Source organism: Candidatus Clostridium radicumherbarum (genome assembly GCF_045310525.1).
Lineage (GTDB): Bacteria > Bacillota > Clostridia > Clostridiales > Clostridiaceae > Clostridium_AT > Clostridium_AT radicumherbarum.
In genome coordinates this window covers 411,223-425,474 of record NZ_JBJHZY010000002.1, presented here as the reverse complement: position 1 = coordinate 425,474, position 14,252 = coordinate 411,223, and the positions used below count along the sequence as shown (strand labels likewise).

The 14,252-nt window shown below is 34.5% G+C and carries 15 protein-coding genes; 14 read left to right on the top strand and 1 reads right to left on the bottom strand.

The window, feature by feature from the left end; all coding sequences use genetic code 11:
• Nucleotides 1–115 precede the first annotated feature (115 nt).
• From ACJDUH_RS11800 to ACJDUH_RS11755, 10 genes are all read left to right on the top strand, one after another.
• Nucleotides 116–748: a flavodoxin family protein gene (locus tag ACJDUH_RS11800; protein WP_406765402.1), complete on the top strand. Its 633-nt coding sequence runs from the start codon at nucleotides 116–118 to the stop codon at nucleotides 746–748.
• 84 nt (nucleotides 749–832) lie between these two features.
• On the top strand, nucleotides 833–2,002 hold the full coding sequence (locus tag ACJDUH_RS11795) for an iron-containing alcohol dehydrogenase (protein WP_406765401.1): 1,170 nt from the start codon (nucleotides 833–835) through the stop codon (nucleotides 2,000–2,002).
• A 42-nt stretch (nucleotides 2,003–2,044) separates the two neighbouring features.
• A complete protein-coding gene (locus ACJDUH_RS11790) occupies nucleotides 2,045–3,259 on the top strand; it encodes an MFS transporter (protein WP_406765400.1) in 1,215 nt (404 codons plus the stop codon).
• A 152-nt stretch (nucleotides 3,260–3,411) separates the two neighbouring features.
• Nucleotides 3,412–3,801, top strand: a complete 390-nt coding sequence (locus tag ACJDUH_RS11785; RefSeq protein ID WP_406765787.1) for a MerR family transcriptional regulator — start codon at nucleotides 3,412–3,414, stop codon at nucleotides 3,799–3,801.
• Nucleotides 3,802–3,866: 65 nt separating this feature from the next.
• The gene (locus ACJDUH_RS11780) at nucleotides 3,867–4,379 is read left to right on the top strand and encodes a flavodoxin (protein WP_406765399.1); all 513 of its coding nucleotides are present in this window, start codon (nucleotides 3,867–3,869) and stop codon (nucleotides 4,377–4,379) included.
• 39 nt (nucleotides 4,380–4,418) lie between these two features.
• The gene (locus tag ACJDUH_RS11775) at nucleotides 4,419–5,264 is read left to right on the top strand and encodes an aldo/keto reductase (protein ID WP_406765398.1); all 846 of its coding nucleotides are present in this window, start codon (nucleotides 4,419–4,421) and stop codon (nucleotides 5,262–5,264) included.
• A 36-nt stretch (nucleotides 5,265–5,300) separates the two neighbouring features.
• The gene (locus ACJDUH_RS11770; protein ID WP_406765397.1) at nucleotides 5,301–6,047 is read left to right on the top strand and encodes a carboxymuconolactone decarboxylase family protein; all 747 of its coding nucleotides are present in this window, start codon (nucleotides 5,301–5,303) and stop codon (nucleotides 6,045–6,047) included.
• Between the two features lie 88 nt (nucleotides 6,048–6,135).
• On the top strand, nucleotides 6,136–6,543 hold the full coding sequence (locus ACJDUH_RS11765) for a cupin domain-containing protein (RefSeq protein WP_406765396.1): 408 nt from the start codon (nucleotides 6,136–6,138) through the stop codon (nucleotides 6,541–6,543).
• A 50-nt stretch (nucleotides 6,544–6,593) separates the two neighbouring features.
• A complete protein-coding gene (locus ACJDUH_RS11760; RefSeq protein ID WP_406765395.1) occupies nucleotides 6,594–7,760 on the top strand; it encodes an iron-containing alcohol dehydrogenase in 1,167 nt (388 codons plus the stop codon).
• Between the two features lie 179 nt (nucleotides 7,761–7,939).
• Complete coding sequence (locus ACJDUH_RS11755) at nucleotides 7,940–8,563, top strand: hypothetical protein (protein ID WP_406765394.1); 624 nt, start codon at nucleotides 7,940–7,942, stop codon at nucleotides 8,561–8,563.
• Nucleotides 8,564–8,625: 62 nt separating this feature from the next.
• Here the strand turns inward: ACJDUH_RS11755 and ACJDUH_RS11750 are convergent, their stop codons facing one another.
• Nucleotides 8,626–10,536: a BglG family transcription antiterminator gene (locus ACJDUH_RS11750; RefSeq protein WP_406765393.1), complete on the bottom strand. Its 1,911-nt coding sequence runs from the start codon at nucleotides 10,534–10,536 to the stop codon at nucleotides 8,626–8,628.
• A gap of 258 nt (nucleotides 10,537–10,794) precedes the next feature.
• Here ACJDUH_RS11750 and ACJDUH_RS11745 point away from each other — a divergent pair, with 258 nt between their 5' ends.
• The 4 genes from ACJDUH_RS11745 to ACJDUH_RS11730 are packed head-to-tail and all read left to right on the top strand — an operon-like array spanning nucleotide 10,795 to nucleotide 14,252.
• Nucleotides 10,795–11,106 carry a PTS sugar transporter subunit IIB gene (locus ACJDUH_RS11745; protein WP_406765392.1) on the top strand — a complete coding sequence of 104 codons (312 nt, stop codon included), beginning with the start codon at nucleotides 10,795–10,797 and terminating at the stop codon, nucleotides 11,104–11,106.
• A gap of 25 nt (nucleotides 11,107–11,131) precedes the next feature.
• Nucleotides 11,132–12,385 (top strand): PTS sugar transporter subunit IIC, encoded by a 1,254-nt coding sequence (locus ACJDUH_RS11740; protein WP_406765391.1) that lies wholly within the window; start codon nucleotides 11,132–11,134, stop codon nucleotides 12,383–12,385.
• Nucleotides 12,386–12,415: 30 nt separating this feature from the next.
• Complete coding sequence (locus ACJDUH_RS11735; protein ID WP_406765390.1) at nucleotides 12,416–12,751, top strand: PTS lactose/cellobiose transporter subunit IIA; 336 nt, start codon at nucleotides 12,416–12,418, stop codon at nucleotides 12,749–12,751.
• 58 nt (nucleotides 12,752–12,809) lie between these two features.
• The gene (locus ACJDUH_RS11730) at nucleotides 12,810–14,252 is read left to right on the top strand and encodes a glycoside hydrolase family 1 protein (protein ID WP_406765389.1); all 1,443 of its coding nucleotides are present in this window, start codon (nucleotides 12,810–12,812) and stop codon (nucleotides 14,250–14,252) included.

Below are 14,252 nucleotides of genomic sequence, written 5' to 3'. Positions count from 1 at the left end.
GTTTTACTTTTTCATTTTAAATTTGCAGCAAAAAAGTTCTTGACTTGGAGTTCACTTCAAGTGATAGAGTATGAATAAACAAAGAAATAAAAGTATAAAAGTGGAGGCAAAAATTATGAAAGTATTATTAGTAAATGGAAGTCCACATGCAAAAGGATGCACTTATACAGCATTGAATGAGGTTGCAGAAGCCTTAAAGCTTGAAGGAATAGATACAGAAATATTTCAAGTTGGAACAAAGCCATTAGCTGGATGTATTGCCTGCAAAAGCTGTGTGAATACAGGCAAATGTGTATTTAATGACAAGGTAAATGAATTTCTTGAAATAGCTGGAGATTTTGATGGTTATATATTTGGTTCTCCGGTACACTTTGCAGCTGCCAGCGGAGAAATTTCTTCTTTTATGGATCGTGTATTTTATACGGATTTAAATGGAGGCAGACAGTCATTTTATCTGAAACCCGCAGCATGTGTAGTATCAGCTAGAAGGGCTGGAACTACAGCAACTTATGACCAACTGAATAAGTATTTCGGGCTGATGCAGATGCCAATTATTTCTTCGCAGTATTGGAATATGGTACATGGCGCAACTCCAGAGCAGGTAAAACAGGATTTAGAAGGACTTCAGACTATGAGAACTCTTGGAAGAAATATGGCGTTCTTCCTAAAATGCAAGGAAGCAGGAATAAAAGCAGGAATTGCTTTGCCCGAAAGGGAAGAAGCCACATTTACAAATTTCATTCGTTAAAGGCTGCACATTTGTACATTATAAACTATTGGAATAGCAAATGTTATTTTTGTTTTATTACATCTATAAATTGGAGGATTTAATATGAGTTTTAATATGTATATACCAACAAGAACTTTATTCGGAGCAGGTCAGTTAAACAATCTAAAGGATCAGGTTATGCCAGGCAAAAAGGCAATGATAGTGATATCTAAAGGAAAATCAACCAAAGCCAATGGCTACCTTACCAGAGTAGAAGAACAGTTAAAACTGGCAGAAGTGGAAGCAGTTGTGTTTGATAAGGTTGAGCCTAACCCGCTTAAATCAACAGTCATGGCTGGAGCTGCATTTGCAAAAGAAAATAGCTGTGATTTTGTTGTAGCATTAGGTGGAGGAAGCCCCATGGACGCAACAAAGGCAATTGCAATCATGGCAACAAATCCCGGAGACCTCTGGGACTATGTACAATCAGGAACAGGAAAAAGAAATGCAATTAAAAATAAGCCTCTTCCTATAGTAGCAATTACAACAACAGCAGGAACTGGATCCGAAACAGATGCAGGTGGAGTAATAACAAATGAAGAAACAAAAGAAAAAGTGGGCATTAAGGACAATGCTTTATTTCCAGTGTTTGCTATTGTTGATCCAGAGCTGATGAAATCAGTACCACCAAAATTCACAGCTTTTCAGGGATGGGATGCCTTATCTCACAGCATGGAAGGATATATTAATAATAAAACAAATTTAATGAGTGATATGTATGCTATAACTGCAATTGAAAATGTAAGCCGCTATCTTGCAAGAGCAGTAAAAGACGGAAATGATATGGAGGCAAGAGAAAGGGTTGCTTTTTCGAATAACTTGTCCGGAGTGGTAATGTGTGTGGGGACAACTTCTAGTCAACATTCTTTAGAACACGCCATGTCAGCATACCATCAGGATTTACCCCACGGAGCAGGACTTATTATACTTAGTAAAGCATATTTTACTCATTTCATTAACAAACATGTTTGTGATGACCGTTTTATACGTATGGCAAAAGCAATGGGTATGGATGATGCAAAAGAACCTATGGATTTCATTACAATGCTTTCTAAGTTACAGGAGGAATGCGGTGTTAATGATATTAAGATGTCCGATTATGGCATCAAACCAGAGGAATTTGAAAGCTTTGCCCATAATGCAAATGATGCAATGGGTGGACTGTTTTTAGCTGACAGATGTGAACTGAGTATTGAAGACTGTATAGCTATTTATGAAGCTTCTTACAAATAAAGCGAGTCTTATAAAATATAATTATAGGAGAATCTAGACTTAATGAAAAATAAAATTAATAACAATTGGAAAATATACATGCTCACTATTATTTGCTTCATAGTTGGTACTACTCAATTTAGCATAGTGGGAATGCTAGATAAAATCGCTGCTTCAGTAAACGTATCTGTATCCACTGCTGGACAACTTGTTACTGTATACGCTCTTAGTAATGCCATAGGTACGCCTCTAGTTATTGTGGCCATAGCTAAGATGAATCAGCGTAAGCAGCTATTAATGGCACTTGCAATCATATTAATAGGGATTGCTTCTATGCTGTTACTTCCAGGCTTTGGATTCCTAATGGTGGCTCGCGGTATACTTGGGATTGGAACAGGTGTATTCCTTGTTAATGCTTATGGGATAGCTGCGAAGTTAGCTGCACCTGGACGTCAAGGTAGTGCTATGTCCAACGTCGCAATGGGCTTTAGCTCATCTCTTGTATTTGGAGTTCCATTGGGACGAATTGCAGCAGGTGCATATAATTGGAAGACAATATTTTGGATTATCGGAGTCTTTACTTTGCTTGCATTATTAATTATTAGGAGAACAATTCCAGCTTTCGAAGGTGAAGCATCTGTGCCGCTTGTTAAGAGACTTGCCATCTTAAAGAATCCGAGAATAGCATTTATGCTTAGTGTGACTTTATTGGTGTTTATAGGCTTTTCAATTATTGATACCTATATCACCCCATTTCTAAGGGCAGCTATGCCTATGATTGAAAATAAAATAAGCATTATTCTTATGATATTGGGAATAGGAAGCTTGATTGGGTCCAAGCTTGGCGGAATATTGGCGGATAGGATTGGTATCACCCGCACAATATTTAGTGCTATGCTCCTTCAAGTTATCACCCTTGTGCTGGTATCTATAGGTTCTGGATTGGCGGTGGTAACTATTATAATGCTTATGATTTGGGAGATAGCTTGCTGGACCTTTGGACCGACTCAAAACTTCAATTTAGTATCACTTGCTCCTGAAGTTTCTGGAATAGTGCTTAGTCTGAACAGCACCTTTGTACAGCTTGGATTTGCCTTGGGTGCAGGTATTGGGGGAATCGTAGTAGGGAGATGGTCTATAATGGCAATCACATGGATCAGCTCCTTATCTACTGCACTGGCAATCTTGGTCTTTAACTTTGCCCGTTGGTTTTTAAGAGCCGATGGTAAAGTTAGAATGAAGGAACAATGCGGGCAAAAAGAATATAAAGTATCATAATTTGGATAAATAATTAAATAAGCTACAATTGTGTTGCATCAAAAGAAAGATAAGCTAAGCAAACTGATGCTCATTATATTTCAAACAATAAAAAGAAAGTATTGCTTTGCCGTAAAGTGATAAAACTACATTTAGAAAAAGGAGAATTTATTATGACCATTGCAGAAGTAAGTAAAAAATATGCTATATCAGCTGATACGCTCCGTTATTACGAGCGAATTGGTCTGATTCCTCCAGTGAATAGAAATGCAAGTGGAATCAGGGATTATACGGAAGAAGATTGCGAATGGGTTAATTTTATTAAATGTATGCGTGCTGCAGGACTATCTATTGAAACTTTAGTAGAGTATGTAACCATGTTCCAGCAAGGAAATTCTACAATTAAGGCTAGAAAAGAGCTTTTAATTGAACAACACAGTCAGTTATCTGAAAAAGTTAAAGAAATGCAGCAAACCTTAGAGCGTCTGAATAAAAAAATAGATGGATATGAAGAAAGAGTATTGAAAAAAGAAGAAAGCCTAAAAAAATCAGGTGATAAATAACACTTGACTTAGAGTTAACTCCAAGGAGTAGAGTGGTGATAGACGGGAAAGGAGTGATAGGAATTATGAGTAAAAAATCTTTGATAGCTTATTTTTCAAGAAAAGGTAACAACTATGTTAATGGCAGCATTGTAAATTTAACAGTAGGAAATACAGAAGTTGCAGCTACCATGATTCAGAAAATAACAGGAAGTGATATGTTTCATATTGAGGCCGTAAGCTCTTATCCAACGGATTATAATGAGTCCACAAGGGTAGCTCAGGAAGAGCTCCGTAAAAACGCAAGACCTGAGTTAACAAGAAAGGCTCACGACATGGATGATTATGATGTGATATATCTAGGGTATCCCAACTGGTGGGGCACTATGCCAATGCCAGTGTTTACCTTCTTAGAAGCCTATGATTTTTCAGGAAAGACAATCATTCCGTTCTGCACCCATGAAGGAAGCGGAATGGGACGCAGTGAAAATGATATTAAAAAGCTTTGCACTAGTGCTAAGGTGGAAAAAGGTCTTCCAATTAAAGGGGGTAATGTGCAGCACTCTGAAAAAGAAATTTTTAAGTGGCTTCAGAAATAGAGACAAAAGAAATTATTAATTGATAAAAGGGTGAATATTATGGAATATGTAAAATTAAACAATGGCGTAACAATGCCAATTCTAGGGTTTGGAGTTTATCAGATCCAAGATCAAGAAGAATGCGAAAAATGTGTATTGGATGCAATTAGTGTTGGATACCGCTCCATCGATACTGCTCAAGCATATGGCAATGAAGAGGCTGTAGGAAGTGCAATAAAAAAAAGTGGTATACCTAGGGAAGAGTTTTTCATTACTACAAAAGTATGGATTTCCAATGCTGGCTATGAAAAGGCAAAGAAATCTATCGAAGAATCACTGAAAAAACTACAGCTTAATTATTTGGATTTGCTGCTAATTCATCAGCCATTTAATGATTATTATGGAACCTATCGAGCTATGGAAGAACTGTATAAAGAGGGGAAAATCAGAGCCATCGGGGTAAGTAATTTCTATCCGGACAGATTAATTGATTTAATACAGTTTAATGAAGTTGTTCCTGCAGTCAATCAGGTTGAGACACATCCATTTAACCAACAGGCAAAAGCACAGGAAATCATGAAAAAATATGGAGTACAGATTGAATCCTGGGGACCCTTTGCTGAAGGAAGAAATGGTATGTTTACAAATGAAACCTTGAAAACTATTGGTGAAAAATATAAAAAATCCACTGCCCAGGTTATTTTAAGATATCTCATACAAAGAGGTGTAGTGGTAATTCCGAAATCAGTGCACAAGGAAAGGATGAAACAAAACTTTGATATATTTGACTTTGAATTATCAAAGAATGATATGGATATGGTAGCTAAGTTAGATAAAGAAGAGAGTGCATTCTTTTCACATTATAATCCAGAAACTGTGGAATATTTAACTGGGTTAAGCAGATAGATTCAAAAATAATTTTAAGAAAAGAGAAGATAAATTATGAGCATAACTGAAGCTGCAAATAAAAACCATGAAGAATTGTTTCCAAATCATAAGTCAACGCTAAAAGTAACTGATCCTGAGCTTATAGAATTATTTGATAACTTCGCCTTTGATGAAGTTCTTCAGTACGGAAAATTAGATGTAAAGTTACGAATGAAAGTAATCTTAGCAGCAATGATAGCCATGCAGACCTTAAGTGAATATAAGGTAATGCTTGGAGCAGCCTTAAATGTAGGAGTCACTCCAATAGAAATCAAAGAAATAGTTTATCAGTCCGTGCCCTACTGCGGTATTGCAAAGTCCTTTGATTTCATTCACGCAGCAAATGAGGTTCTTACAAGTAGAGGCATAGAGCTTCCATTAAAGGGGCAGTCAACTATAAATCCTGATACCAGAATGGAGAAAGGATTGAAAGTACAAAAAGAAATTGTTGGTGCAGAAGTAATTAATAAGATGTATGAAAATTCTCCGGAAAGTCAGCTTCATATTCAAAAATATTTATCAGGCAACTGTTTTGGAGACTATTATACAAGAAATGGACTTGATATTAAGACAAGAGAACTGCTTACATTTTCTATGCTCATAGCAATGGGAGGGTGTGAACCTCAGGCGAAGGGGCACATCATGGCAAACTTAAATGTAGGAAATGAAAAACAATTGCTATTAACTGTTATTACAAATCTCTTGCCCTACATCGGTTATCCGAGAACCTTAAGTGCAATCAATTATTTAAATGAGTTGTAAAAGTCCTAAATGGACTTTTACGGGCAAGCTGCGAGTGGGAATGAGCATGCTAGATTGCCCAGTGTTTACGACTGAAAGGAGTAAAGAAATGAGTGAAATAAAAGCTTTAAAGAATAGTGTAATTTTCCCAATAGGAGAGGTACTTAAAAGTGATAACTTTATTGGAACAGTGCATCTACAAATGCTTACAAGTATGCCTTGTCCTATTGGCAATGTGACTTTTGAACCGGGATGCCGCAACAGCTGGCATAAGCATCCAGGTGGGCAAGTTTTACTTGTAACAGGTGGAAAAGGATATTATCAGGAATGTGGAAAGCCAGCACAGGAATTACATGCAGGAGATGTGGTAAATATACCAGCAGATGTTAAACACTGGCATGGGGCTGCAAAAGACAGTTGGTTTGCCCATTTAGCAGTAGAAGCTGATGCTTCAAAAGGACCTGCTGAGTGGCTGGAACCAGTATCTGATGAAGATTATGATAAGGCAAATGCTTAAGAATAATAAAGCAGAACATTTTGATTTTAAATTAGAGAGGAGTTAATTATATGAATAATTTTATTTATGATGTACCTGTTAAGGTATACTTTGGAGAAAACCAACTTGGAAACTTAGGAGGAGAACTAAAAAAGTATGGTAGACGCGTACTCTTAACCTATGGTGGTGGTTCTATTAAGAAAATTGGCTTATATGACAAAATTGTAGCAGAAATAAAAGATGCTGGACTTGAACTATTCGAGCTTTCGGGTATTGAGCCAAATCCTCGTATTACCTCAGTTAATAAAGGTGCAGAAATCTGTAAGAAAGAAAAAATAGATGTGCTGCTGGCTGTAGGAGGCGGTTCTACCATTGATGCTACTAAGTTCATAGGAGCAGGAACATTCTATGATGGGGATACATGGGATATACTTACAGGCAAAGCACCAGTTACCAATTGTCTGCCTATAGTTACTGTGCTTACACTATCTGCAACAGGTTCTGAAATGGATGCAGGTGGTGTTATCAGTAATCTTGAGACAAAAGATAAAATTGGTTATATGCATCCAATGCTGCTTCCAAAAGTATCTTTCCTTGACCCAACTAATACTTACACAGTAAGCAGCTATCAGACTGCCTGTGGTGCAGCAGATATAATGTCCCATATTATAGAAGTGTACTTTAACATGAATCAGGATTTGAACATGTTAGACTCTGTGGCTGAAGCATTAATGAAAACTATCATCAAATACACTCCAATTGCAATGAAAGAACCTGAGAACTACGAAGCTCGTGCAAACCTAATGTGGACTTCTTCCTGGGCCATTAATGGTTTTATAAATGGTGGTAAGAGACAGGCATGGACCTGCCATCCAATTGAGCACGAACTTTCAGCCTTTTACGATATTACTCATGGTCTAGGACTTGCCATTTTAACACCTCGATGGATGGAATATACATTGGATGAAACAACAGTATCAAAATTTTATCAGTTTGGGTGCAATGTATTTGGTATTGATAAGAATATGGAGACAATGGCTGTTGCCAAGAAGAGTATTGAGATGCTATCTGACTTCTTCTTTAACACCCTGGGTTTAAAGAGCACTTTCAGTGAAATAGGTATTGATGAAGAGAACTTTAGTATAATGGCTAAGAAAGCATGCGGGGGCGGGGTTATGCCTGGATTCAAACCTTTAAATCAGCAGGATATTGAAAATATCTTTAAGAAGTGCCTATAAAAGCTTGCTTTAACTTGCATTTAAATAAGATGCCATCAGATTGTAGAAGATCTGGTGGCATTTATTTAATTACCTCAATTATATGATTTAATGTTTTTTTAAAAAAATAAGGAATAAGTCATGTGGATGCTATTAGGTGTATAATAAGAACATATACTCATCCAACGGAGGTGATTAAGTTGAACATTAAAAAATTGAAAGAGGCCGAGGAGAGATTTTTAATGCAATACCCCGGTGGCTTTAATAATCCCAAAGTGCTTGAAATAGCAAAGAAGCATAAGGTAGAGAAAATGAATAAATTAGCACAGGAGAGTTTTACAATTGAGCAATTTGAAAGTCCAAGCAGAATTATTGATTCCATGAATAAGGTAGTCAGTCAGTCTTCTTTGGTTTCAATTTTCGAAAAGCCTAAGTTTAGAGACCTGGTAAAGGCCATGAATGAGAATGAGAAAGAACGGTTATCCCATGGACTTAAAGAATTCTTACATGGTGATCAAAAATTTGGGTTCGAAATGATGACAGCTCTACTAAATGAATATAAGATTGCGAAATGGCCCTTGTTAACTGTCTGCCCAGTATATTATCGACCAGCTGTGGAAGTTTTAATTAAACCTACAACAGTTAAATGGATAATTGAGATCTTTGAATTGGAGGGCATTAAATACAGCCCAAAACCAACTTTTGAGTTCTATAAAGCTTATCGAGAGCAAATCAATCAAATGAAAAATGAAGTTCATGTTTCAATGCAATCTGATAATGCTGCTTTCTGCGGCTTTATTATGATGTCTATGGGAAAATTATAAGGCACTTGACTCTAATGTTCCTACATAGCAGAAAAAAAGTCCGCCTGAAATATGGCGGACTTTTAAACACATTCTACTAATGTATTAATGAATTCCTCAAATGAATTACAATGAATTAGTTTCTTTAAATTAACTTCTTCGGACAAAATTGTTGTCAAAGAATCAAACATATCATTAAATACTTTTTTCTCATCTTTATTAATGGTCAATAAGAAAATAATATTTACTTGTTGCTTTCCCCATTTCATAGTATGCTGATTAACAATTGCAAACATACCTGTTTTAATGGCATCCATGTGCATAGAATGAGGTATTGCTATGCCATTGAAGGCTGTAGATGACATTGATTCCCGTTCAAACACTTCTTGCTTAAAATTTGAATTTATATAACCTTTCAACTGCATTTCATTACACATGAACTCAATGGCTTCATTTTCGCTATTAAAATACTTGTCTTTAAGAAAGAGGGAATCATTAAAAAACATATACAAGTAATTCAAAAATTGTAATTTCTGTTTATTTTTCTTTACTTCCTCAATTTTGTTTGAGATTAGCTTACGATCTCTTTCTGTTAAAAATGTATTTATAATTACGGATGGTAAAGCTGTAAAACTTTTAAATTGAATGGTGGAAATAATAAAATCAACAGGAACGTTTTGTAGCTCTTTTTCCTTTGTAGCAATATATTTAATTAGTAAAGAATCATGAAATGCTGAAGATATATTCTCTCCTAATTTTATATCTAAATCATAGTATTGAGGAAAAAGAATTGCACAAGTAATTTTATTTTGTAAGCTTTTCTGATTTACCATGGCCGCACCAATGTGTAAGGCAATATAAGCAATTTCATCTTCATTAATTTCACAGTTTGTGTAAGTTTTAATTTTATAGGAAATATTAACTGCACAGTCATAAATTAAAGGGAAATTACTTTTAATAGATTCAGTTAAAGGATTCTTACTGTAATGATTGCTTTTGCTGCGAACAAGTAGATTTTTAATATGTAAAGCAAAACGCAGCAGAAATTCAGATTCATTGAAATCAATATAGTAATAATTATTAATATATTGAACCAAATCCTTTACAAGTTCCATACATTCTTCGCCAACTAAGTAATTTAGATTAAGTTTATTAGCACTTTTATAATCCAAATTGGTAGCATTACTTATTATTAGCAGTGTTAATTCATATATTTCGTTCTCATTATATGTTATTTGATATGCAATTTCTAATTCCCTAGCTATTTCCCGAGCTATTTTATTTTCATGCTGCTTAATTATTAGTTTGTTATTTTTTTCTACATGATCATAAATATAATTGCTTTTAATTCGCTCGATTGTTATGGTTACATGTAAAATCAAATTAATTAAAGAATAATCATTAATAAAATAATGATACCTTTTAAATACGTTTACAATAATCGCTTCTATCTGCTCTATATCATAATCTACAAAGACATTTTGTATGGTATTGATATCCATAGGATTTTTGTTCAATTTAGCATAAAAAATTGAATTCATAATTCTTCGTTTATTTTTTTCTAATCCCTCTAAAGAAATATTGTTACCGCAAATTATTAAAGTCAAGCCAAATTCATTGCACTTATGCCTAACTTTATGCAAATCAACCTTTAGAGTAGCTTCGCTAATATAGATTTCCTGACTAAGGTCATAAATATCAATAGCTTGCTCAATAGATTTAACAAGCTTTATTATAATATAATCAATTCGTTCTTCAGGTGTTTGAGGGATTGAAGAATTAATAGTCTTTAAAAAAGCTTGTAATTCAGGCTTATTTACTTTATATCCATTTCTTGATGAAATAATTAAGTCAGTGTTAACCTTTTTAATTTCTGAAATGTAATTCTTAATACTGCGTAAAGAAGCATTTAACTTTAAAGATAATTGTGAAGATGTTATCCAGTCATCTTGGCTTTGTAAATAACTTAATAATTTCAATGATTTTGCATTCAAAATACAATATCCCTCACCTTTGTAGTAACAATTCATATTTTTCTACACTTTATTAATTTGTAGTTTATAATACTAATTTAAAATCGTCAAATAATATTTTGCACCCCTAATGTGCAACAAATGATTGCACTTTTAAGGTGTAAATATTTATTTGAATTGGCTATACTGATAGGCAATAATGTAATCATACACTGAGTGTAACGTTATTTTAAGCTATTTAACTATTAACTTATTCAGCTGAAGGGAAGGATGATAAAAATGAAAAAATTAAATGTTTTATTAGTATGTGGATCAGGTGCAAGCAGTGGTTTTATGGCTGCTAATATGAGAAAAGCAGCAAAAGAAAGAGCTATGGATATCTCTATTAAAGCAAGAAGTGAATCTGAAATAGAAAATTACATTGATGAAATGGATGCATTAATGATCGGTCCACACTTGGCTTATTTACTTGACGAAATTGATGATATTTTACAAGGTGCACCAGTAAAGGCCATTTTAATGAAACCGGAATATTATTCTACCCTTGATGGTAATAAAGCTTTAGATCATCTTTTATCAATATTTAATTAAATAAAATAAAAAGGGGGCCATTTTAATGAAAAAATTTACTTATTGGCTTGAAAATAGTTTTTCTCCAAAAATGAGCAAAATTAATAATAATGTATGGGTTGTTACAATTAAGGATTCTATTATGCAGACGTTACCCTTTATTTTCTTGGGATCTGTATTCTGCTTATTAGCAATTCTAAATGATTATTTCCCAAGCTTACCAAGCTTCTGGACTCCATTTTCATGGACCATGGGAAAAATATCTTTGTTTGTTGCTTTTTTAATTCCTTTCAATTTGATGGAAAAGAAACGTCTTCGTAAGCAGCGTTTTATTGCTGCTATGAGTAGTTTAGTGTTGTTCTTAATTGTTATAACACCGCAAGTTGAGATTGATAAAGTAATTGGTTTTGGACATGATGCCTTAGGAGCTGGCGGAATGTTTGTTGCGATATTCTGTGGAATTTATACGGGATATATTATGAGTTTATTTGGTAAATTTTCATTTTTTAAAGAGGATTCAGCAATTCCGGATTTCGTAAGGTCTTGGTTTGATGCAATGCTGCCAATTGCTATTGTTGTATGTACAGGCTGGATTGTGGTATTGCTTATGAAGGTTGACATATATCACATCATACTTTCAATTTTTATGCCATTATCGAATTTTATTGAATCACCATTTGGTTTTATTCTTCTTATGTTTATATTTTGCTTCTTATATTCTATGGGTATTTCAAGCTGGGTACTGACACCAGTTGTACAACCAGTTTTTTTAGCAGCAATAACTACTAATATTGCCTTAGCAAAAGCAGGTACAGCTACAGTATCCAATTTAAATCTTGTTACTGGCAGTACTGTATATTCAGCATATCTTTGGGTTGGGGGTATTGCTTGTACATTACCACTTGTTATAATGCTAATGCGTTCAAAATCAAAGAAATTAAGTGCTTTAGGAAAAGCTTGTCTTGTGCCAGGTATTTTTAATATAAATGAACCTGTAGTTTTTGGAGCTATAGCCTGGAATCCAATATTAATGGTTCCAATGTGGCTTCAAGGGATTATACTGCCTTTAGTAACTTATATCTTTACAAAAGTAATTCATTTTGCACCAATTCCAACTATACAATTTGAGATGTGGTATTGTCCGTTCCCAATTGCAACTTGGCTTACAACAGAATCAATTAGGGGTATTATATTATTAATTGTAAACATTGTTATTTCAACAGCTATATGGTATCCATTTTTTAAAGCCTACGAGGCTCAAGAAGTTAAAGCTTATGAAACTCAAGAGGCTGCAAATTAATATGCTTAATTTATAAAGGAGACATAATACATGGAAGAAGAAAGAGTACAAGCAGCAATGCAGATAATTTTAAATGCAGGCGATGCACGTAAAATGTGCAAGGAAGCATTAGATGCCATTGCTATTTCCGACTTTACATTAGCAAAAAAGAATATGGAGGATGCTCAAACAAAAATTACCGAAGCACATAAAATACAAACCGATGTTATTCAAGCAGAATGTGCTGGAGAAGAAAGTAAATATTCAATATTGTTTGCCCATGCTCAAGATACACTTATGACAATTAATAGTGAGATTAATATTGCTAAACAAATGATTAAAATTTTTGAAAGCTATGAAAAAAGAATAGCTGCATTAGAAAAATAAAAAATAAAGCGTCTTCTAAAGCAAGTAGGGAGGCGCTTTTTAAAGGAGGAAAAATAACATGAATAGAGTACCAACAGGGTTTCCAAAGAACTTTCTATGGGGGGGCGCCGTTGCTGCCAATCAACTAGAAGGTGCCTATGATTTAGATGGAAAAGGATTATGTATTGCTGATATCAACGAATTTGTTGATAGTATTGCATTAGATAAAAAATATAATAAAGAAGTAACTTCAACTTTTGTACAGGAAGCATTAGAAAGTAAAGATCGCATATTTCCTAAACGATGGGGTATAGATTTTTATCACACTTATAAAGAAGATTTAAAATTATTAGCAGAGCTTGGCTTAAAAACTTTTCGTACCTCAATTAACTGGGCTAGAATCTATCCTAAGGGAGATGAAAGTGAGCCAAATGAAGCAGGATTAAAGTTTTATGATAATTTAATTGATGAAATTATTAAAAATGGCATGGAACCAATGATTACAATATCCCATTATGAAATGCCTTTACATTTAACAACTGCTTATAAAGGGTGGTATTCAAGAGAAACTATTGATTTCTTCGTAAGATATTGTAAAACCCTCTTTGATCGTTACAAAGGTAAAGTTAAGTATTGGATTATTGTTAACCAAATTAACCTAATTGTTCATGAATCCTTCAACCATTTAGGAATTGCAGAAGATGTGGTAGATGATTTACTAAGTGCAAAATACCAAGGAGTCCATAATGAAATGGTGGCTTGTGCTTTAGCAACTAAATATGCTCATGAAGTAGGCTCTAATTATCAAATTGGTATGATGTTATGCGGAGGACCAGCATATGCTGCAACCTGTAAACCAGAAGATGTATTTGCAACTCTTAGAAAGAACCAGATGGAATATTTCTTTTCAGATGTATTATTACGTGGCTATTATCCTGGTTATGCCTTCCGTTATTTTGAGGACAATAATATCCATGTGGAATTCGGTGAAGGCGATGAAGAAGCCTTGAAAAATACTGCAGACTATATGTCCTTCTCTTATTACTACACAAGGATCTGTGATGCTGAAAGTGCAAAAAATGGACAAGGGGACTACAGGAATCCCGAATTACCTGCTAATCCATGGGGTTGGAGTATTGATCCAATAGGCCTTCGTACACTCTTAAATTTATTTTATGATCGTTATCAGTGTCCAATATATATTACTGAAAATGGTGTGGGTTATCATGATAAATTAGAAGACAATAGCACAATTCATGATCCATACCGTGTTGATTACTATAAAGCACATATTGAGCAAATGAAAGAGGCAATAAAAGACGGAGTTGATTTACGAGGTTACTATGCTTGGGGCCCAATTGATATAGTTAGCTGCTCTTCCAGTGAAATGAGCAAGCGTTATGGCTTTATTTATGTTGATATTGATGATTATGGAAAAGGTAGCGGCAAGCGTTATTTAAAAGACAGCTACCACTGGATGAAAAAAGTAATTGAAACCAATGGCGAAGACCTAAGCGAGTAA